General features: G+C 59.4%; 14 protein-coding genes. 5 read left to right on the top strand and 9 right to left on the bottom strand.

Going from position 1 to position 15194, the window contains the following annotated elements; all coding sequences use genetic code 11:
• Window positions 1-18: 18 nt before the first annotated feature.
• The 6 genes from LOY55_RS24400 to metG form a co-directional block, all read right to left on the bottom strand.
• Entirely contained in the window at window positions 19-528 is a 510-nt protein-coding gene (locus LOY55_RS24400; RefSeq protein ID WP_109785027.1) for an Rnf-Nqr domain containing protein, read from the bottom strand.
• Window positions 521-1132 (bottom strand): RnfABCDGE type electron transport complex subunit G, encoded by a 612-nt coding sequence (locus LOY55_RS24395; protein WP_258667035.1) that lies wholly within the window; start codon window positions 1130-1132, stop codon window positions 521-523. The genes LOY55_RS24400 and LOY55_RS24395 overlap by 8 nt, the downstream gene beginning before the upstream one ends.
• Window positions 1129-2118 carry an RnfABCDGE type electron transport complex subunit D gene (locus tag LOY55_RS24390; RefSeq protein ID WP_258667033.1) on the bottom strand — a complete coding sequence of 330 codons (990 nt, stop codon included), beginning with the start codon at window positions 2116-2118 and terminating at the stop codon, window positions 1129-1131. Before LOY55_RS24390 ends, LOY55_RS24395 begins: the two co-directional genes overlap by 4 nt.
• Entirely contained in the window at window positions 2105-3322 is a 1218-nt protein-coding gene (gene rsxB / locus LOY55_RS24385; RefSeq protein ID WP_258667032.1) for an electron transport complex subunit RsxB, read from the bottom strand. Before rsxB ends, LOY55_RS24390 begins: the two co-directional genes overlap by 14 nt.
• Complete coding sequence (locus LOY55_RS24380) at window positions 3319-3888, bottom strand: electron transport complex protein RnfA (RefSeq protein WP_109785030.1); 570 nt, start codon at window positions 3886-3888, stop codon at window positions 3319-3321. The genes rsxB and LOY55_RS24380 overlap by 4 nt, the downstream gene beginning before the upstream one ends.
• A gap of 144 nt (window positions 3889-4032) precedes the next feature.
• Window positions 4033-6084: a methionine--tRNA ligase gene (metG, locus tag LOY55_RS24375; RefSeq protein WP_109785031.1), complete on the bottom strand. Its 2052-nt coding sequence runs from the start codon at window positions 6082-6084 to the stop codon at window positions 4033-4035.
• Between the two features lie 330 nt (window positions 6085-6414).
• Between metG and apbC the strand changes: the two genes are divergently transcribed.
• A complete protein-coding gene (gene apbC, locus LOY55_RS24370) occupies window positions 6415-7509 on the top strand; it encodes an iron-sulfur cluster carrier protein ApbC (RefSeq protein WP_046026470.1) in 1095 nt (364 codons plus the stop codon).
• A gap of 135 nt (window positions 7510-7644) precedes the next feature.
• On the opposite strand, the gene LOY55_RS24365 is transcribed toward apbC, so the two are convergent.
• Entirely contained in the window at window positions 7645-8403 is a 759-nt protein-coding gene (locus tag LOY55_RS24365) for an SDR family oxidoreductase (RefSeq protein WP_046026469.1), read from the bottom strand.
• 165 nt (window positions 8404-8568) lie between these two features.
• Between LOY55_RS24365 and LOY55_RS24360 the strand changes: the two genes are divergently transcribed.
• The 4 genes from LOY55_RS24360 to groL all read left to right on the top strand — a co-directional run bounded on the left by LOY55_RS24360 (window position 8569) and on the right by groL (window position 12081).
• The gene (locus LOY55_RS24360; RefSeq protein ID WP_046026468.1) at window positions 8569-9300 is read left to right on the top strand and encodes a HugZ family protein; all 732 of its coding nucleotides are present in this window, start codon (window positions 8569-8571) and stop codon (window positions 9298-9300) included.
• A 66-nt stretch (window positions 9301-9366) separates the two neighbouring features.
• On the top strand, window positions 9367-9846 hold the full coding sequence (locus LOY55_RS24355) for an FxsA family protein (RefSeq protein WP_258667027.1): 480 nt from the start codon (window positions 9367-9369) through the stop codon (window positions 9844-9846).
• A 248-nt stretch (window positions 9847-10094) separates the two neighbouring features.
• Window positions 10095-10388 (top strand): co-chaperone GroES, encoded by a 294-nt coding sequence (locus tag LOY55_RS24350; RefSeq protein ID WP_019827816.1) that lies wholly within the window; start codon window positions 10095-10097, stop codon window positions 10386-10388.
• A gap of 49 nt (window positions 10389-10437) precedes the next feature.
• Window positions 10438-12081, top strand: coding sequence for a chaperonin GroEL (groL, locus tag LOY55_RS24345; RefSeq protein WP_046026465.1), 1644 nt, complete (start codon window positions 10438-10440; stop codon window positions 12079-12081).
• Between the two features lie 186 nt (window positions 12082-12267).
• Here groL and LOY55_RS24340 read toward each other — a convergent pair whose 3' ends face one another.
• Both LOY55_RS24340 and LOY55_RS24335 read right to left on the bottom strand, forming a co-directional pair.
• The gene (locus LOY55_RS24340) at window positions 12268-13011 is read right to left on the bottom strand and encodes a phosphatase PAP2 family protein (RefSeq protein ID WP_258667024.1); all 744 of its coding nucleotides are present in this window, start codon (window positions 13009-13011) and stop codon (window positions 12268-12270) included.
• 54 nt (window positions 13012-13065) lie between these two features.
• A complete protein-coding gene (locus LOY55_RS24335; protein ID WP_258667022.1) occupies window positions 13066-15015 on the bottom strand; it encodes an LTA synthase family protein in 1950 nt (649 codons plus the stop codon).
• Window positions 15016-15194 lie beyond the last annotated feature (179 nt).

Genomic DNA, 15194 nt, shown 5'->3' with positions numbered 1-15194 from the left:
TTCCTCGAAAACAGTCAATCAATGAGAGGGCGTCGAACGGGCCCACGCCTGACGTACAGCGATCAGTATCCCCAGCAGGATGAATCCGCCAGGGGCCAGGGTGGCAAGGTGCAGACCACCGTTACCCATGAGTTCGCGCAGCAGACCCAAGCCCACCATCAACACGCCAAACAGCGCGCACAGACGTAGCCGATCAAGGCGTGGGCTCTGGAAAAATCCGTTGTATTCCAGCACAACGCATTGCAAGGCAATCAATCCGGTGTAAAGAGCCAAAGGCTGGTGCCATTGAAGCGACCAGACCTGTGCCGCCATTTGCGCGCAACTGGTCAGCGTGGCGGCCAGCAGGATGCAGGCAAGCAAGCGGGAGGACGGAAGCAGCCGGGATCGCAAGGCCCACATGCCAACGCCATAAGCGCTGATGACCACGATGAACATCAGCCACAGCCCGAGCGCCGCCGTCCAGGAGCTCGTTGCACCGATCAGGGGCGCAAGCATCAGCGAGTTTTGCAGGGTCGATGACTTAGTCATGAGCGCTGTTCCCGATCATGTGTTGCGAGTGTTCATCGAAGTAACGCAAGGCGTCATGAATGGCGCTGATCACCGCTCTTGAGGTGATGGTGGCGCCCGCCACCTGATCGAATTGCCCCTGATCCTTTTTCAACGCCCAGCCCGTGTCACCGGGGTCGTTCCGAGATTTTCCGGCAAACACCTGGAGCCAGGCATTGGGCCATTCGGCAATCTTTGCGCCCAACCCCGGGGTTTCCGATTGCTTGAGGGTTTTGACCCCCAGTAACTTGCCGCTAGTGTCGATGGCGATCAACAACTCGATCGAGCCTTCGTAGCCCAGGGTCTGGCTGCGCAGCAATACGGCGCTCGGTTGGCCGCCCTTGGTCGCGAGGTAGCCACCCAGCAGTGTGCTGTTGGCCAACGGGATGCCGACGAGGGCAAGCGGCTGTTCCAGCGGTTGATTGTCGTACTGTTGCGGCGGGAGCAAGTCCAGCAGCTTGCGGCTGTCGATCAGCCGTTGTGCAGCGGCAATGCGGGGTGCGCTGGTCTGTTGCACGAGGTAGGTCGCGCCGATTCCCAGTCCGGCCAGTAACACCAAAATCACACCACTCGATGCGCGGCTCATGGGGTTACTTGCTCCTGCCTGGACGCGACAAAACGCTCCAGCGCCGGCACACACAGGTTCATCAACAGCACGGCAAATGCCACGCCATCCGGATAGCCGCCCCAGGTGCGTATCAGATAAGTCAGTAAGCCCACGCCGATGCCAAAGAGCAATCGGGCGCCGGGGCTTTTTGCGCCGGACACCGGTTCCGTGACAATGAAAAAGGCCCCCAGCAGGGTGGCGCCGGTGAGCAGATGAAACAGCGGTGAGCCGTGGGAGTCGGAACCCGAACCGTTCCAGCACAGCAGGCTGATGACGAACAGACTCGCGAGCATGCCGACCGGCGCATGCCAGCCGAACACCCGCCGTTGCAGCAGAAATGCACCGCCAGCCAGAAAGGCCAGGTTGACCCATTCCACGCCGCGCCCGCCGAAATGGCCAAACGCCGGGTTGCCGGCGAAGAGTTCATCCATGGTCAGGCTTTTATTGATGCGCAGGCTATCCAGCGCAGTGGCCTGCACCCAGGCGTCCGGTGTCTGGCCGAGGCTGAAGCCGAAAATGTGTTGCAAGCCGCCGAGCAGATCCATGCCGTGGGAGGACGGCCAGTGCGTCATTTGCTGAGGAAAGGTCACCAGTACCAAGGCGAATCCGAGCATCGCCGGGTTAAACGGATTTTTGCCGACGCCGCCATACAACTGTTTGCCCAGAAGTGCGAACGCCGACGCACAGACCGTCAGCCACCACGGGCAGTAAGGGGGCAAGGCCGCCGCCAGCAGGGTCGCACTGACCAGCGCGCTACCGTCGCTCAAGGTTGGCATGAACGGGCGCTGGCGCAGTCGCATCACGGCGCCCTCAACAGCCAGCGCGGTCACCGCCGTCAGTATCAGATTGATCAATACGCCCCAGCCATACAGCCAAAACAGCGTCAGCATCCCCGGCACGGTCGCCAGTAATACCAGCTTCATGGCCTGCTGGAGGCGTTCGTCCACCGGCTCAAGGGGCGACATAGGCATCCACCTGACGCTGTGCTTCCAGCAGCCGCGCGCGAGCCTTGTCGATCAATTCGCTCGAGGTGTCGACGCTTCGTTCAAGCTTGCTGACGTCGGCACGGGCGTAGGCCAGCTCGGTTTTCAGTTGTCGAAGCTGGCTGTCGATGGGGCGCTTTTCGACGCGCACCAGGTCCGGTAGCGGTTGGTCGCTCGTTGCTTCAGCGGCGTGCAAAGCATGTTCCGCCTCGCCGAGTGCACGTTGCAGGGCTTCGATCTGCTCGGCCGGTGCTTCGCTGGCCTGGGCTTTCTTGAGTTCGGCGCGACGCATGGCCAACTGGATCTTCGCGCGTTTGAGATCGGCGTCCTTCGTCGGTGCAATGGTTGGCACAGCGGGTGGCGGTGAAGTGCTTTCCAGTTGCGCCAAGGCCTGCTCGGCCACCTCGAATTGTTGTTGCAACACGATCAGTTGCGACTGCTGCTCGAAGGTCGGTGGATGCCCGAAGGCCTTGAGCGACTTGTTCAGTTGCGCCCGACTCATCGCCAGGTCGATCTTGGCCTTTTTCAACGCGGCATCGGCGTTGGCCGCTTTTTGTGCGCGCACGCGTTCAAGGGCTGCCTGTACCGGGTCGGTCGTAGGCGCTTCACTGTGCACAACGGAGCGTTGGGCACGGGCCTGGCGTTCAGCGAGTTTTTGTTCCTCTTCGCGCTGCAGGCGGGCATTGCGCTGTTCAAATCGGCGTCGTGCCCGGTTGCGCTTGGCGGCGCGTGCCTGTTGCTCTTCAAGGCTTGTGGCCAGTCCGCCGACAATTGGCAGCACCGTGTCTAGCGGCAGCGGTCGCATCTCGATGCAGTCCACCGGGCAGGGCGCCACGCACAGGTCGCAACCGGTGCATTCATCGACGATCACTGTGTGCATCAACTTGGCCGCGCCGACGATGGCGTCAACCGGGCAAGCCTGGATGCATTTCGTGCAGCCGATGCATTCGGCCTCACGAATGTAGGCTATCTGCGCCGGGGCCGAGCCGCGACTGATGTCCAGTTCCAGCACCGGTACTGTCAGCAACTCGGCCAGGGCCTCGATGGTTTCGCTGCCGCCGGGCGGGCACTTGTTGATCGGCTCACCGCTGGCGATGCCTTCGGCGTAGGGCTTGCATCCGGGGTGGCCACACTTGCCGCACTGAGTCTGGGGCAAGAGGGCGTCGATGCGTTGAATCAGACTCATGTTTTGATCAGTCCGCTAAATCCGAGAAATGCCACTGCAATCAGTCCGGCCCCGATCAACTCGATCGGCAGGCCTCGAAAGGGCAGGGGGACATCGTTATCGAGTGTGCGCTGGCGCAAATCGCTGAACAGGCTCAGCACCAGCCAAAACCCCAGCCCGGCGCCGAGGCTCAGGGCGGTTGCGTGAAAGAATCCTTTGTCGTCCTGGGCGTTGAGCAACGTCAGGCCGAGCACGCCCGCGTTGCCTGCCAGCAGTGGCCAGAGGCCGTCGAACGCCAGTGTCGGCAGTAACCGTGACAGTGCTTTCAACAATGGCCCAATCAGCAGAACGCTCAATGGCAAGAACACGAATAGACGCAGTGATGTCAGATCCAGCGGCACCAGCAACCAACGGTTGGCCAAATAGCCCGACAGGCCGACGATCAGCGTCAGGCATGCCGTCGCTATACCCAGCGCATGGACTTGCCGATGCTCATTGCCCACCAGTGGATCGACGCCCAGCGGCCAGTGCAACACGACGTTGTTGATCAGGGCAGCGCTGATAAGCGTAAGCAGTATTTCGGTCATGATCGTGCCGGCAAGAACGGGGGCTTTTTAACTCAGCGGTCTAAAAAGCTTAGGCATTATCCGGCAAGGACGGAGGGGGGGCCAGATATGAAAATCCCACAGTCGCGTCAGGCACGACTGTGGGATCGGTTTACCGCAACACGTTTACTTGATGCGCTGACCCGGCTTGGCGCCGCTATCAGGGCTGAGCAGGTAGATTTCTTCACCGCCAGGGCCGGCCGCCATCACCATGCCTTCGGAAATGCCGAACTTCATTTTCCGTGGCTTGAGGTTGGCGATCATCATGGTCAGGCGACCATTGAGCTTGGACGGGTCCGGATAAGCGCTCTTGATCCCGGAGAACACGTTGCGTTGCTCGTCACCGATGTCCAGGGTCAGGCGCAACAACTTGTCCGCGCCTTCCACGTGTTCGGCCTTGAGGATCAGTGCGACGCGCAGATCGACGGCAGCAAAGGCGTCGAACTCGATTTCTGGCGACAGGGGATCTTTGGCCAGTTCACCGTTGCCGGCAGGCGCGGTTTCGCCGGTGTCGGTTGCGCTGGCGGTCAGATCTTCTTTGGAAGCATCGCTCATCGCCTGCACTTTCACCGGGTCGATACGAGTCATCAAAGGCTTGAACTCGTTCAACTGATGGTTGCTGAGCAAGGTCGCGTGGTCGTTCCAGGTCAGCGGAGCGACGTTCAGGAACGCTTCGGCGTCGGCTGCCAGCAACGGCAGGACCGGCTTGAGGAAGATCACCAGTTGGCGGAACAGGTTGATGCCCGTGGCGCAGATGGCCTGAACTTCATCCTGCTTGCCTTCCTGTTTGTTCAGCGACCACGGCGCCTTGTCGGCGATCCAGGCGTTGGCGCGGTCGGCCAGGCCCATGATCTCGCGCATGGCGCGGGCGAAGTCGCGGGCTTCATAGGCGTCGGCGATGCTTGGCGCGGCGGCCAGGAAGGCATCGGTCAATTCCGGCGCGGCGTTGGTGTCGACCATCACGCCGGCATTGCCCTTGTTGATGAAACCGGCGCAACGGCTGGCAATGTTGACGACTTTGCCGACCAGGTCCGAGTTGACCTTCTGCACGAAGTCCTCAAGGTTCAGGTCCAGATCGTCGACGCCACGGCTCAACTTGGCCGCGTAGTAATAACGCAGGTATTCCGGCGACAGGTGATCCAGGTAAGTCCGGGCCTTGATGAAGGTGCCGCGCGATTTGGACATTTTCTGACCGTTGACGGTCAGGTAGCCGTGGACGTTGATGCCGGTCGGTTTACGGAAACCGGCGCCTTCGAGCATGGCTGGCCAGAACAGGGCGTGGAAGTTGACGATGTCCTTGCCGATGAAATGGTACAGCTCGGCGGTGGAATCTTTGTTCCAGAACGCGTCGAAATCCAGCTCCGGCGTGCGATCGCAGAGGTTCTTGAAGCTGGCCATGTAGCCGATCGGCGCGTCCAGCCACACGTAGAAATACTTGCCTGGCTCGCCCGGGATCTCGAAACCGAAGTACGGTGCATCACGGGAGATGTCCCACTGTTGCAGGCCGGCATCCAGCCATTCGGCGATCTTGTTCGCGACGGCGTCTTGCAGGGTCCCACTGCGGGTCCAGGCTTGCAGCATTTCCTGGAAGTCCGGCAGCTTGAAGAAGAAGTGCTGGGAATCCTTGAGCACCGGGGTGGCGCCAGAGATGGCCGACTTCGGATCCTTCAGATCGGTGGGCGCGTAAGTCGCACCGCATTTTTCGCAGTTGTCGCCGTACTGGTCTTCGGTGCCGCATTTCGGGCAGGTGCCCTTGATGAAGCGGTCGGCCAGGAACATTTTCTTTTCCGGGTCGAAGTACTGCGTGATCGAGCGCTGGGCGATGTGCCCGGCGTCGCGCAGCTTCAGGTAGATCTGGCTCGACAGCTCACGGTTTTCTTCGGCGTGAGTGGAGTGGAAGTTGTCGAAGTCCACCAGGAACTCGGCAAAGTCGGCGCTGTGTTCAGCCTGGACGTTGGCGATCAGTTGTTCCGGGGTGATGCCTTCCTTTTCCGCGCGCAACATGATCGCCGAGCCGTGGGCGTCGTCGGCGCAGACGTAAATGCATTGATTGCCGCGGTGCTTCTGGAAACGCACCCACATATCGGTCTGGATGTATTCCAGCATGTGGCCAAGATGGATCGAACCATTGGCATAGGGCAGGGCGCTGGTGACGAGGATCTTGCGTGGCTCGGACATGGGGCTCGGCTACTTGATGAAACGGAGGTCGGCCACTATAAAGCGCCAGCGCATATTTTTCACCCCCGCGACCGGCACCGCGGACCTTTGTAGCAGCTGCCGAAGGCTGCGTCCGGCGGCGCAGCCGTCGTAAAACCGGACACTGCGGTGTTTCAGGTCATCCGGGTTGCCGGGATACACGACTGCTTCGCAGTCGAACGCAGGCTTCGCCAGCTGCTACAGGTTGCATCTGGCCACAGGATAATTGTCACGTCCTGAAAGCATGCCGTCCGGCCAACAGAACAGGTAGGATACCAGCCTGATTTTCCTGTCTTGCTATCGGAGTTGCCCATGAGCGCCGTCAATCGCGCAGCGGTGGAAGCCGTCCTTCGCCAATACACCGACCCTTACCTGAACCAGGACCCGGTCAGCGCCGGGTGTGTGCGCAACATCGACATCCAGGGCGATCGCGTCAGCGTCCAGTTGGAGTTGGGTTACGCCGCCGGCCTGTTCAAGAGCGGCTGGTCACAGATGCTGCAAATGGCCATCGAAGGCCTGGACGGCGTGACGACTGCTCGCGTCGACATCACCAGCGTGATTGCCGCGCACAAGGCTCAGGCGCAGATTCCGGGGCTGGCGAACGTGAAAAACGTGGTGGCCGTGGCGTCCGGCAAGGGCGGCGTGGGTAAATCCACCACCGCCGCGAACCTGGCGCTGGCGCTGGCCCGTGAAGGCGCCAAAGTGGGGATTCTCGACGCGGACATCTACGGTCCAAGCCAGGGCATCATGTTCGGCATCGCTGAAGGCACCCGACCAAAGGTCAAGGATCAGAAGTGGTTCGTGCCGATCGAGTCCCATGGCGTTGAAGTGATGTCGATGGCATTCCTGACCGACGACAACACACCGATGGTCTGGCGTGGGCCGATGGTGTCCGGTGCGCTGCTGCAACTGGTGACCCAGACTGCGTGGGGCGACCTGGATTACCTGGTCATCGACATGCCGCCAGGCACAGGTGACATTCAGCTGACCCTGGCACAGAAAGTACCGGTGGCCGGTGCAGTAATCGTCACGACCCCGCAAGATCTGGCATTGCTGGACGCGCGCAAGGGCGTGGAGATGTTCCGCAAGGTCAACATCCCGGTGCTGGGCGTGGTGGAAAACATGGCCGTGCACATCTGCTCCAACTGCGGGCATGCCGAGCATCTGTTCGGTGAAGGCGGTGGTGTGAAGCTGGCCAACCAGTATGGCGTCGAACTGCTGGCCTCGTTGCCACTGTCGATGGTTATCCGCGAGCAGGCCGATGGCGGCAAACCAACGGTGATCGCCGAGCCGGACAGCCAGATTGCCATGGTGTACCAGGAACTGGCCCGTCATGTCGGTGCGCGGATCGTGTTGCAGGAAGCGGTATCGCCGGCGATGCCGAACATCAGCGTCAGCGACGATTGATTCGCTGAATAGATGTTGTAGCAGCTGCCGAGGCACGAGGCTGCGTTGGGCTGCGCAGCGGCCCCCGAGGGCGGTCCTGCGGACACGCAACGCAGCCTCGTACCTCGGCAGCTGCTACAGGGTTTTGGGGGGGCGTTAGATACGCAACCCGCCATCCATCTCCAGGATCCGGCCGGTGTAGTAGTCATTCTCGAAAATGTACGCCGCCGAATGGGCGATCTCTTCCGGTTTTCCCATGCGCTTGAGCGGAATCCCGGCCGTCATTTTCTCCAGTGCTTCGGGCTTCATGCCCAACGTCATCTCGGTCTCGATAAAGCCCGGTGCAATGCCTGCCACGCGGATGCCGTAGCGCGCCAGTTCCTTGGCCCAGGTCACGGTGGCCGCTGCCACGCCAGCCTTGGCGGCGGAGTAGTTGGTCTGGCCGACGTTGCCAGCGCGGGAAATCGACGAGATATTGATGATCGCGCCGCTGTTTTTCAGCTCGACCATTTTGGCCGCGACTTCGCGGGTGCACAGGAACACGCCGGTCAGGTTGACGTCGATGACCGCCTGCCATTGGGCCAGGCTCATCTTGGTCATTTCGCCGTCCTTGACCTTCAACAACAGGCCGTCACGCAAGATGCCCGCGTTGTTGATCAGGCCATGGATCGCGCCGAAATCTTCGGCAACCCGGGCGACCATGTCGCTCACTTGCTCTTCGTTGGCGACGTTGCACAGGTAGCTGCGCGCTTCGGCACCCTTGGCCTTGCACGCCGCGACGGTGTCGTCGAGCTTTTCCTGGTTCAGGTCCACCAGCGCCAGTTTCGCGCCTTTGGCGGCGAAATACTCGGCCATGGAACGACCTAAACCCTGGCAACCGCCAGTGATAATGATTACTTTGTCAGTGAGTTGCATTCGCATGCCCCAATAGCAGGTCAGAGTGGTTTCCTTGAAGAGGGCCTCTCGATCTGCACCTGGCGTGGCCTGGCTGCACATGAGAACTGCCCCGATGGCGTGCTGGATACTTATCCCCAGGTGCCTGTCCGTTTTTATGACGGATTCTATATAAGGAGTCATAAATTGAGCGTTGAAGCGGCCAAGAATGCCCGAGAATTGCTTCTCAAGGAATACCGTGGGGTGCTGTCGACCCATTCCAAGTCCATGCCGGGTTACCCGTTTGGCTCAGTGGTTCCTTACTGCCTGGATGAGCAAGGCCGGCCGCTGATCCTTATCAGCCGCATCGCTCAGCACACTCATAACCTGCAAAAAGATCCGAAATGCTCATTGTTCGTGGGCGAGCGTGAGGCCGATGACGTGCAAGCCGTTGGTCGGCTGACGTACCTCGCCGAAGCAGAAAAGCTAGAAGACGAGGCGGCCATTGAAGCGGCTGCCGAGCGTTACTACCGCTATTTCCCGGAATCGCAGAGCTATCACAAGGCTCACGATTTCGATTTCTGGGTGCTCAAACCCGTGCGTCACCGCTACATCGGCGGCTTCGGCGCGATTCATTGGGTCGATCACCTGACCCTGGCCAACCCGTTTGCCGGCAAAGCCGAAGTGAGCATGGTCGAGCACATGAATGCCGATCACGCCAAAGCCATCGCGCACTACGTCGAACTGGCCGGCCTGCCGAAAACCGAACCGGCGCAACTGGCTGGCATCGACACCGAAGGCATGCATTTGCGCATCGGTCAGGCGCTGTACTGGTTGCCGTTTCAAGCACCTTGTAATACGCCGACACAAGTCCGGGAAGCCTTGGTTTTCCTGGCTCACGCCGAGCATTGGCCCAAAAAAGAAGTCGCCGACGCTTGAATTCACGAAAGGGCGACGTCATCTAAGGCTTACTGGCAAGGCATTCTTGCGTTGAGGAACCATTTGATGCGCCCTTTTTTATTGCTCTTTGTACTGTTCCCGGTGTTGGAGCTGTTCGTATTCGTCAAAGTCAGCGGGGCTATCGGGTTTTTCCCGGCCCTGCTACTGATCATTCTCGGCTCGATGCTCGGCGTTTTTGTGCTGCGCATCGCCGGTCTGGCCACTGCACTGCGTGCCCGTGAAAGCCTGAATCGCGGCGAGTTGCCGGCCCAGACCATGCTCGAAGGCTTGATGCTGGCCCTGGCGGGCGGTCTGTTGATCCTGCCGGGCTTCGTCTCTGATGTGTTGGGCCTGATCTTGTTGATGCCATTCTCTCGTCGCTTACTGGCCAATAAAATGCGCCAGCGCGCCGAAGAACAGGCGATTCGTCAGCGTGCATTTGCCGACGACCTGCAGCCTCGGGGCGGCCCTGCGCCGCGCGAACCACTGGGGCGAGAGCCCAACGTGATCGAAGGCGAGTTCGAACACCACCGTGACACCAAGTAAATCGCGTTATCTGCACGGCACCTTCGGGTGCCGTGTTCGTTTGCGGGGCAGCGTTGTGAAATTTTTTGCTGGCCCGCCCTTGTAATAAGCTTATGCGCCCTTATGTAACGGTCACCGCAAGGTTTCTGGCGATCACGCCAGACAGACTTCCGCGTCTCGCTTGTCGAGCCGCACCCGGCACCGCCGGATTTGTTAAACCCGCCGGGAATACACCGGCCGATGAAAACCACAATTAGGAGAGATCGACAATGAAGCTTCGTCCTCTGCATGACCGCGTCGTCATCCGTCGCAGCGAAGAAGAAAAGAAAACCGCTGGCGGTATCGTCCTGCCAGGTTCGGCTGCTGAGAAAGCCAACAGCGGCGAAATCCTCGCTGTCGGCACCGGCCGCGTGCTGGACAACGGTGAAGTGCGTGCACTGGCCGTTAAAGTGGGTGACAAGGTTGTGTTCGGCCCGTACTCCGGCAGCAACACCGTGAAAGTTGACGGCGAAGACCTGCTGGTAATGGCTGAGAACGAGATTCTCGCTGTTATCGAAGGCTGATTCCCCGCTCATTTTCCCGCTACTACAAAGTATTTAAGGAATATCGATCATGGCTGCTAAAGAAGTTAAATTCGGCGATTCCGCCCGCAAGAAAATGCTCGCCGGTGTCAACGTCCTGGCTGACGCAGTAAAAGCGACCCTGGGCCCTAAAGGCCGTAACGTGATCATCGAGAAGAGCTTCGGCGCTCCGACCATCACCAAGGACGGCGTGTCCGTTGCCAAAGAAATCGAGCTGAAAGATCGCTTCGAAAACATGGGCGCGCAACTGGTCAAAGACGTTGCCTCCCGTGCCAACGATGACGCAGGCGACGGCACCACCACCGCTACCGTTCTGGCTCAATCGATCGTCAACGAAGGCCTGAAAGCCGTCGCTGCCGGCATGAACCCGATGGACCTGAAACGCGGCATCGACAAAGCGACCATCGCTATTGTCAAAGAGCTCAAAGCCCTGTCCAAGCCATGCGCTGACACCAAGGCCATCGCTCAGGTCGGCACCATCTCGGCCAACTCCGACAGCTCCATCGGCGACATCATTGCCGAAGCCATGGAAAAAGTCGGTAAAGAAGGCGTGATCACCGTTGAAGAAGGCTCGGGCCTGGAAAACGAACTGTCGGTTGTTGAAGGCATGCAGTTCGACCGTGGCTACCTGTCCCCGTACTTCGTCAACAAGCCAGAGACCATGACTGCCGAGCTGGACGGTCCGCTGATCCTGCTGGTCGACAAGAAAATCTCGAACATCCGCGAAATGCTGCCAGTACTGGAAGCCGTTGCCAAAGCCGGCCGTCCACTGCTGATCGTGGCCGAAGACGTTGAAGGCGAAGCCCTCGCGACTCTGGTTGTGAACAACATGCGTGGCATCGTTAAAGTCGCAGCCGTCAAGGCTCCAGGCTTCGGCGACCGTCGCAAGGCCATGCTGCAGGACATCGCTGTTCTGACTGGCGGTACCGTCATCTCCGAAGAGATCGGTCTGAGCCTGGAAAGCACTACCCTGGAACACCTGGGTAATGCCAAGCGCGTGATCCTGTCCAAAGAAAACACCACCGTGATCGACGGTGCCGGCGTTGAGGCTGACATCCAGGCTCGCGTACTGCAGATCCGTCAGCAAGTGGCCGACACTTCGTCCGACTACGACCGTGAAAAACTGCAAGAGCGTCTGGCCAAGCTGTCCGGCGGCGTTGCAGTGATCAAGGTTGGCGCGGGTTCCGAAGTTGAAATGAAAGAGAAGAAAGCCCGCGTTGAAGACGCCCTGCACGCTACCCGTGCAGCCGTTGAAGAAGGCGTGGTACCTGGCGGCGGCGTGGCACTGGTTCGCGCTCTGCAGGCTATCTCCGAACTCAAAGGCGACAACGATGACCAGAACGTTGGCATCCAGTTGCTGCGTCGCGCTGTAGAAGCGCCACTGCGTCAGATCGTTGCCAACTCCGGCGACGAGCCAAGCGTAGTGGTCGACAAGGTCAAGCAGGGTTCGGGTAACTTCGGTTACAACGCTGCCACCGGCGAATACGGCGACATGATCGAAATGGGTATCCTGGACCCGGCTAAAGTGACTCGTTCGGCTCTGCAAGCGGCTTCGTCGATTGCCAGCCTGATGATCACCACCGAAGCCATGATCGCCGAGATCAAGGAAGACGGCCCAGCTGGCGGCGGTATGCCAGACATGGGCGGTATGGGCGGCATGGGCGGCATGATGTAAGCCAGCCTCACCCCTGTACTAAAAAACCCCGCCTGCGAAAGCAGGCGGGGTTTTTTATTGCCCTGATTCGGGTAAGTCAGGAGACCTGGTCGCTGCCATCGCGGGCAAGCCGAATCGTCGCACCACCGGTCCCACGAGTTAATGCAGTCCCCTGTAGGAGCTGGGCTTGCCCGCGATGGCGTCAGTTCAGGCGCTAACTGCTTTTGCTTTGGCCACCGACTCAACCCTCAAAGCCGGCCGGTAAAGAACGTAGTAGTACGATCCCAGGCAAATCAGCCAGCAGAAAATCGCGGTCCACACGTTGTGTGAGAAGAAGTGCGCACCCTGCATCATCCGGCCAATCGAGAACACCGTACCCAGGGATAAGGCGAAGATAAACGCCGCGCGAGCCATGCGCGGACGGCGATCACGCAGCACGAAGAACAGCGCAAACAGAGTAAAACCGGTGGCGGCATGGCCACCAGGCCAGCAGCGGCCGGGCTTATCCGTGTGCGGGCGAGGGCTCAGCAATTCGCTATAGGTTTCGTGGCCGCCAAATTGCTCAAGGCTCCATGGGCATTGCACCGCCGTCACCGCTTTCATGGGCGTGACAAACGAGGTTGCCAGACCCAGAGACAGTACCAGGCAGCCCAGTTCCCGCTTGAACGGTTTGAGCCTGACCACGAAAAAAGAGGTGATATAGCCGATGATCGCAAACACGGAAAAGGCAATGACCACTTGCTTGGCGCGGTCATGCAGGATGTCTTCCAGGAAGTAACTGTGGCGCCCGATGAAGTCTCCCGCCACTGGATCGAAGAACAGCCTGGCAAGGTCCATGTCCAGCGATGTCAGTTCGAGCAACACCAGGATGATCGCCGCAACGGCGGGAACCCCCAGGCACACCCAGAAATTGAGTGGGCGAGGGGCAGGACGGACAACGGTTGATGACATGGTGAATCCTGAACAAGGGAAAAAGCCCCGGGGCATCAGCCCGGGGCGATTCGGTTAACGATCGCTGACTTGACCGGCACCCTCCTTGGGCGCCTTCCAGCCAAGCAGCTGTTGCTTGAAGCCATAACTGGCGGTTTGGTAATAGGTAATCGCACGGGTGATCAACGGATCATCGGCGGTGGCACGGGATTCGCGACTATCTGTCAGCGCTTCATCATGACGTCGCAACCCTTGGCGGGGGCTAAGGATCGCCAGATCCTTGCCGTCAAACAACCCCAGGTGTTGATAATTGCCAACCACCACTCGTGGCGGCAGCGGGTTGTCCTGCAACAGGTTGCGACCAAAGAACGTCGATTCATAGTCCAGGTTCAGCAAGCCCAGCAAGGTGGGCGCGAGGTCAATCTGGCTGGCCAGTTGTGCCGTCTCTCGGGCTTCAATCAACTTGGGTGCGTAAATGAACAGTGGAATCTGATAGTTGGCGATCGGCAAGTCTTCCTTGCCGGCGCTACCCGCCGTGTGGTCAGCGACGAAGACGAAGATTGTATTGTCAAACCATGGCTTTTTGCGTGCCTGCTCAAGGAACTGACCAATGGCGTAGTCGGTGTACTTCACGGCGCCGTCGCGACCATTACCGGATTTGATATCGATCCGATTGTCCGGGTAGGTATAGGGACGGTGATTGGACGTGGTCATCAGTTGCAGCAGAAACGGCTGTTGTTTCGCATAGTCGGCGTCAGCCAGTTTCAGGGTCTGGTTATAAAGGTCTTCGTCGGCCATGCCCCAGGCGTTCTTGAAGTGAATCTCGGCTTCATCGACACTGCTCTGGTCGACCACGCGGTAACCGTTGCCGCTGAAGAACGCGTTCATGTTGTCGAAGTAACCGCGTCCACCGTAAACGAATACGCTGTCGTAACCCACGGCATTGAGCTGTTGGCCCAGGCTGGCAAAACCGCTCTCACGGCCCACGCGCTTGACGATCGAGCGACCTGGCGTTGGCGGGATGGCCAGCGTGATGGCTTCCAGGCCACGGTCAGTACGGGTGCCGGTGGCGTAGAAATTGTTGAAATACAGGCTCTGCTTGCGCAAGGCATCGAGATTGGGTGTCAGGTTGCGCTGGTCACCGTTGCTGCCCATGTACTTGGCGCTGAAGCTTTCGATGGTCACCAACACGATGTTGGGTTTGCGCGGGGTGCCGGGGTTATCGATTTCCCGGCGGATATCTTGTGGGTCCTTGCCGATAAAGCGTGCGTTCGGCTCGCTCAGTTCGGCCCGGATCTGCTTGGCAACCACGTCAGCTGGCAGCGTCTTGTAGAACTGTGGGTAGTCCAGTTCGTTGTTACGGAATGCTGCGAAAAACTGATACGGGCCGTTACTGGCCAGTTCGTTTTGATAGGCGTTACCGCCCTGCGCGCGAGGCGCGTCCTGGCTGAGCAATTGCAGGCTCAAACCGGCAACGATCAGCAGCCCCAAGGCATTGAGCAGCCGCCCGCGCAGTGGCGGCAAAGGGGCGGTCATCGCGGCATTGAACGGTTTGCGCAATACGAAACTCAAGACAACGGCCAACACCGCGAGCAGGCTCAGCAGCTTGCCGATCGGATAGGACTCGAGCAGGTTGTTCAGTACTTCGTCGGAATACACCAGGTAGTCGACGGCGATGAAATTGAAGCGCACGCCGAATTCATCCCAGAACAGCCATTCGGCCACCGCAGTGAACAACATGGCGAACAGACTGACCGTCAGCAGGCCCTGAAGAAACCAGCGATGACCGCGCCGACGCCACAAGGCCGGCGGGCACAACAGCAAGTAGAGGCCCATTGGCAGTGCCGCATAGGCAATAAAGCCCAGGTCATACAGCAAGCCGATGCCGAATACCGACAGGAAGCCGCTGCCGGCCTCATCCAGGTGAGTGAGCAGCAGCACCGTTCGGGTCAGAAAGAAAATGGCCAGCCAGGCGCCGGTCACCAGCAGGAGAAAGCGCATTGGCGCCGTTTTAAAGAAGTCCATTGTGTGTGTATTCCTTATTATCAATGCGCGAAAGTATCAGCCTATCACTGTATTCAGGTTGTGAACCGATAGTGAAAAACTTGTAAGTCCACCCGTTTGGTTGAGTGAATTGATTCTACGACCTGTAACCCTAGCCCTGAGTCACACTTGGCCTTAAGCTGCGCGGGCCAAGACGGCCG

The sequence above is a fragment of the Pseudomonas sp. B21-040 genome (genome assembly GCF_024748695.1).
GTDB lineage: Bacteria > Pseudomonadota > Gammaproteobacteria > Pseudomonadales > Pseudomonadaceae > Aquipseudomonas.
Note: the sequence above shows the minus strand (reverse complement) of the source record. Positions and strands in the feature narration are given on the sequence as shown.

Bases quoted from the DNA above. Each gene is read 5' to 3' on its own strand.
- metG (WP_109785031.1), bottom strand. From the start codon at position 6,084: ATGTCCGAGCCACGCAAGATCCTCGTCACCAGCGCCCTGCCCTATGCC.
- LOY55_RS24340 (WP_258667024.1), bottom strand. From the start codon at position 13,011: ATGTCATCAACCGTTGTCCGTCCTGCCCCTCGCCCACTCAATTTCTGG.
- LOY55_RS24355 (WP_258667027.1), top strand. From the start codon at position 9,367: ATGCGCCCTTTTTTATTGCTCTTTGTACTGTTCCCGGTGTTGGAGCTG.
- LOY55_RS24365 (WP_046026469.1), bottom strand. From the start codon at position 8,403: ATGCAACTCACTGACAAAGTAATCATTATCACTGGCGGTTGCCAGGGT.
- groL (WP_046026465.1), top strand. From the start codon at position 10,438: ATGGCTGCTAAAGAAGTTAAATTCGGCGATTCCGCCCGCAAGAAAATG.
- LOY55_RS24400 (WP_109785027.1), bottom strand. From the start codon at position 528: ATGACTAAGTCATCGACCCTGCAAAACTCGCTGATGCTTGCGCCCCTG.
- LOY55_RS24335 (WP_258667022.1), bottom strand. From the start codon at position 15,015: ATGGACTTCTTTAAAACGGCGCCAATGCGCTTTCTCCTGCTGGTGACC.
- apbC (WP_046026470.1), top strand. From the start codon at position 6,415: ATGAGCGCCGTCAATCGCGCAGCGGTGGAAGCCGTCCTTCGCCAATAC.
- rsxB (WP_258667032.1), bottom strand. From the start codon at position 3,322: ATGAGTCTGATTCAACGCATCGACGCCCTCTTGCCCCAGACTCAGTGC.
- LOY55_RS24350 (WP_019827816.1), top strand. From the start codon at position 10,095: ATGAAGCTTCGTCCTCTGCATGACCGCGTCGTCATCCGTCGCAGCGAA.
- LOY55_RS24380 (WP_109785030.1), bottom strand. From the start codon at position 3,888: ATGACCGAAATACTGCTTACGCTTATCAGCGCTGCCCTGATCAACAAC.
- LOY55_RS24395 (WP_258667035.1), bottom strand. From the start codon at position 1,132: ATGAGCCGCGCATCGAGTGGTGTGATTTTGGTGTTACTGGCCGGACTG.
- LOY55_RS24390 (WP_258667033.1), bottom strand. From the start codon at position 2,118: ATGTCGCCCCTTGAGCCGGTGGACGAACGCCTCCAGCAGGCCATGAAG.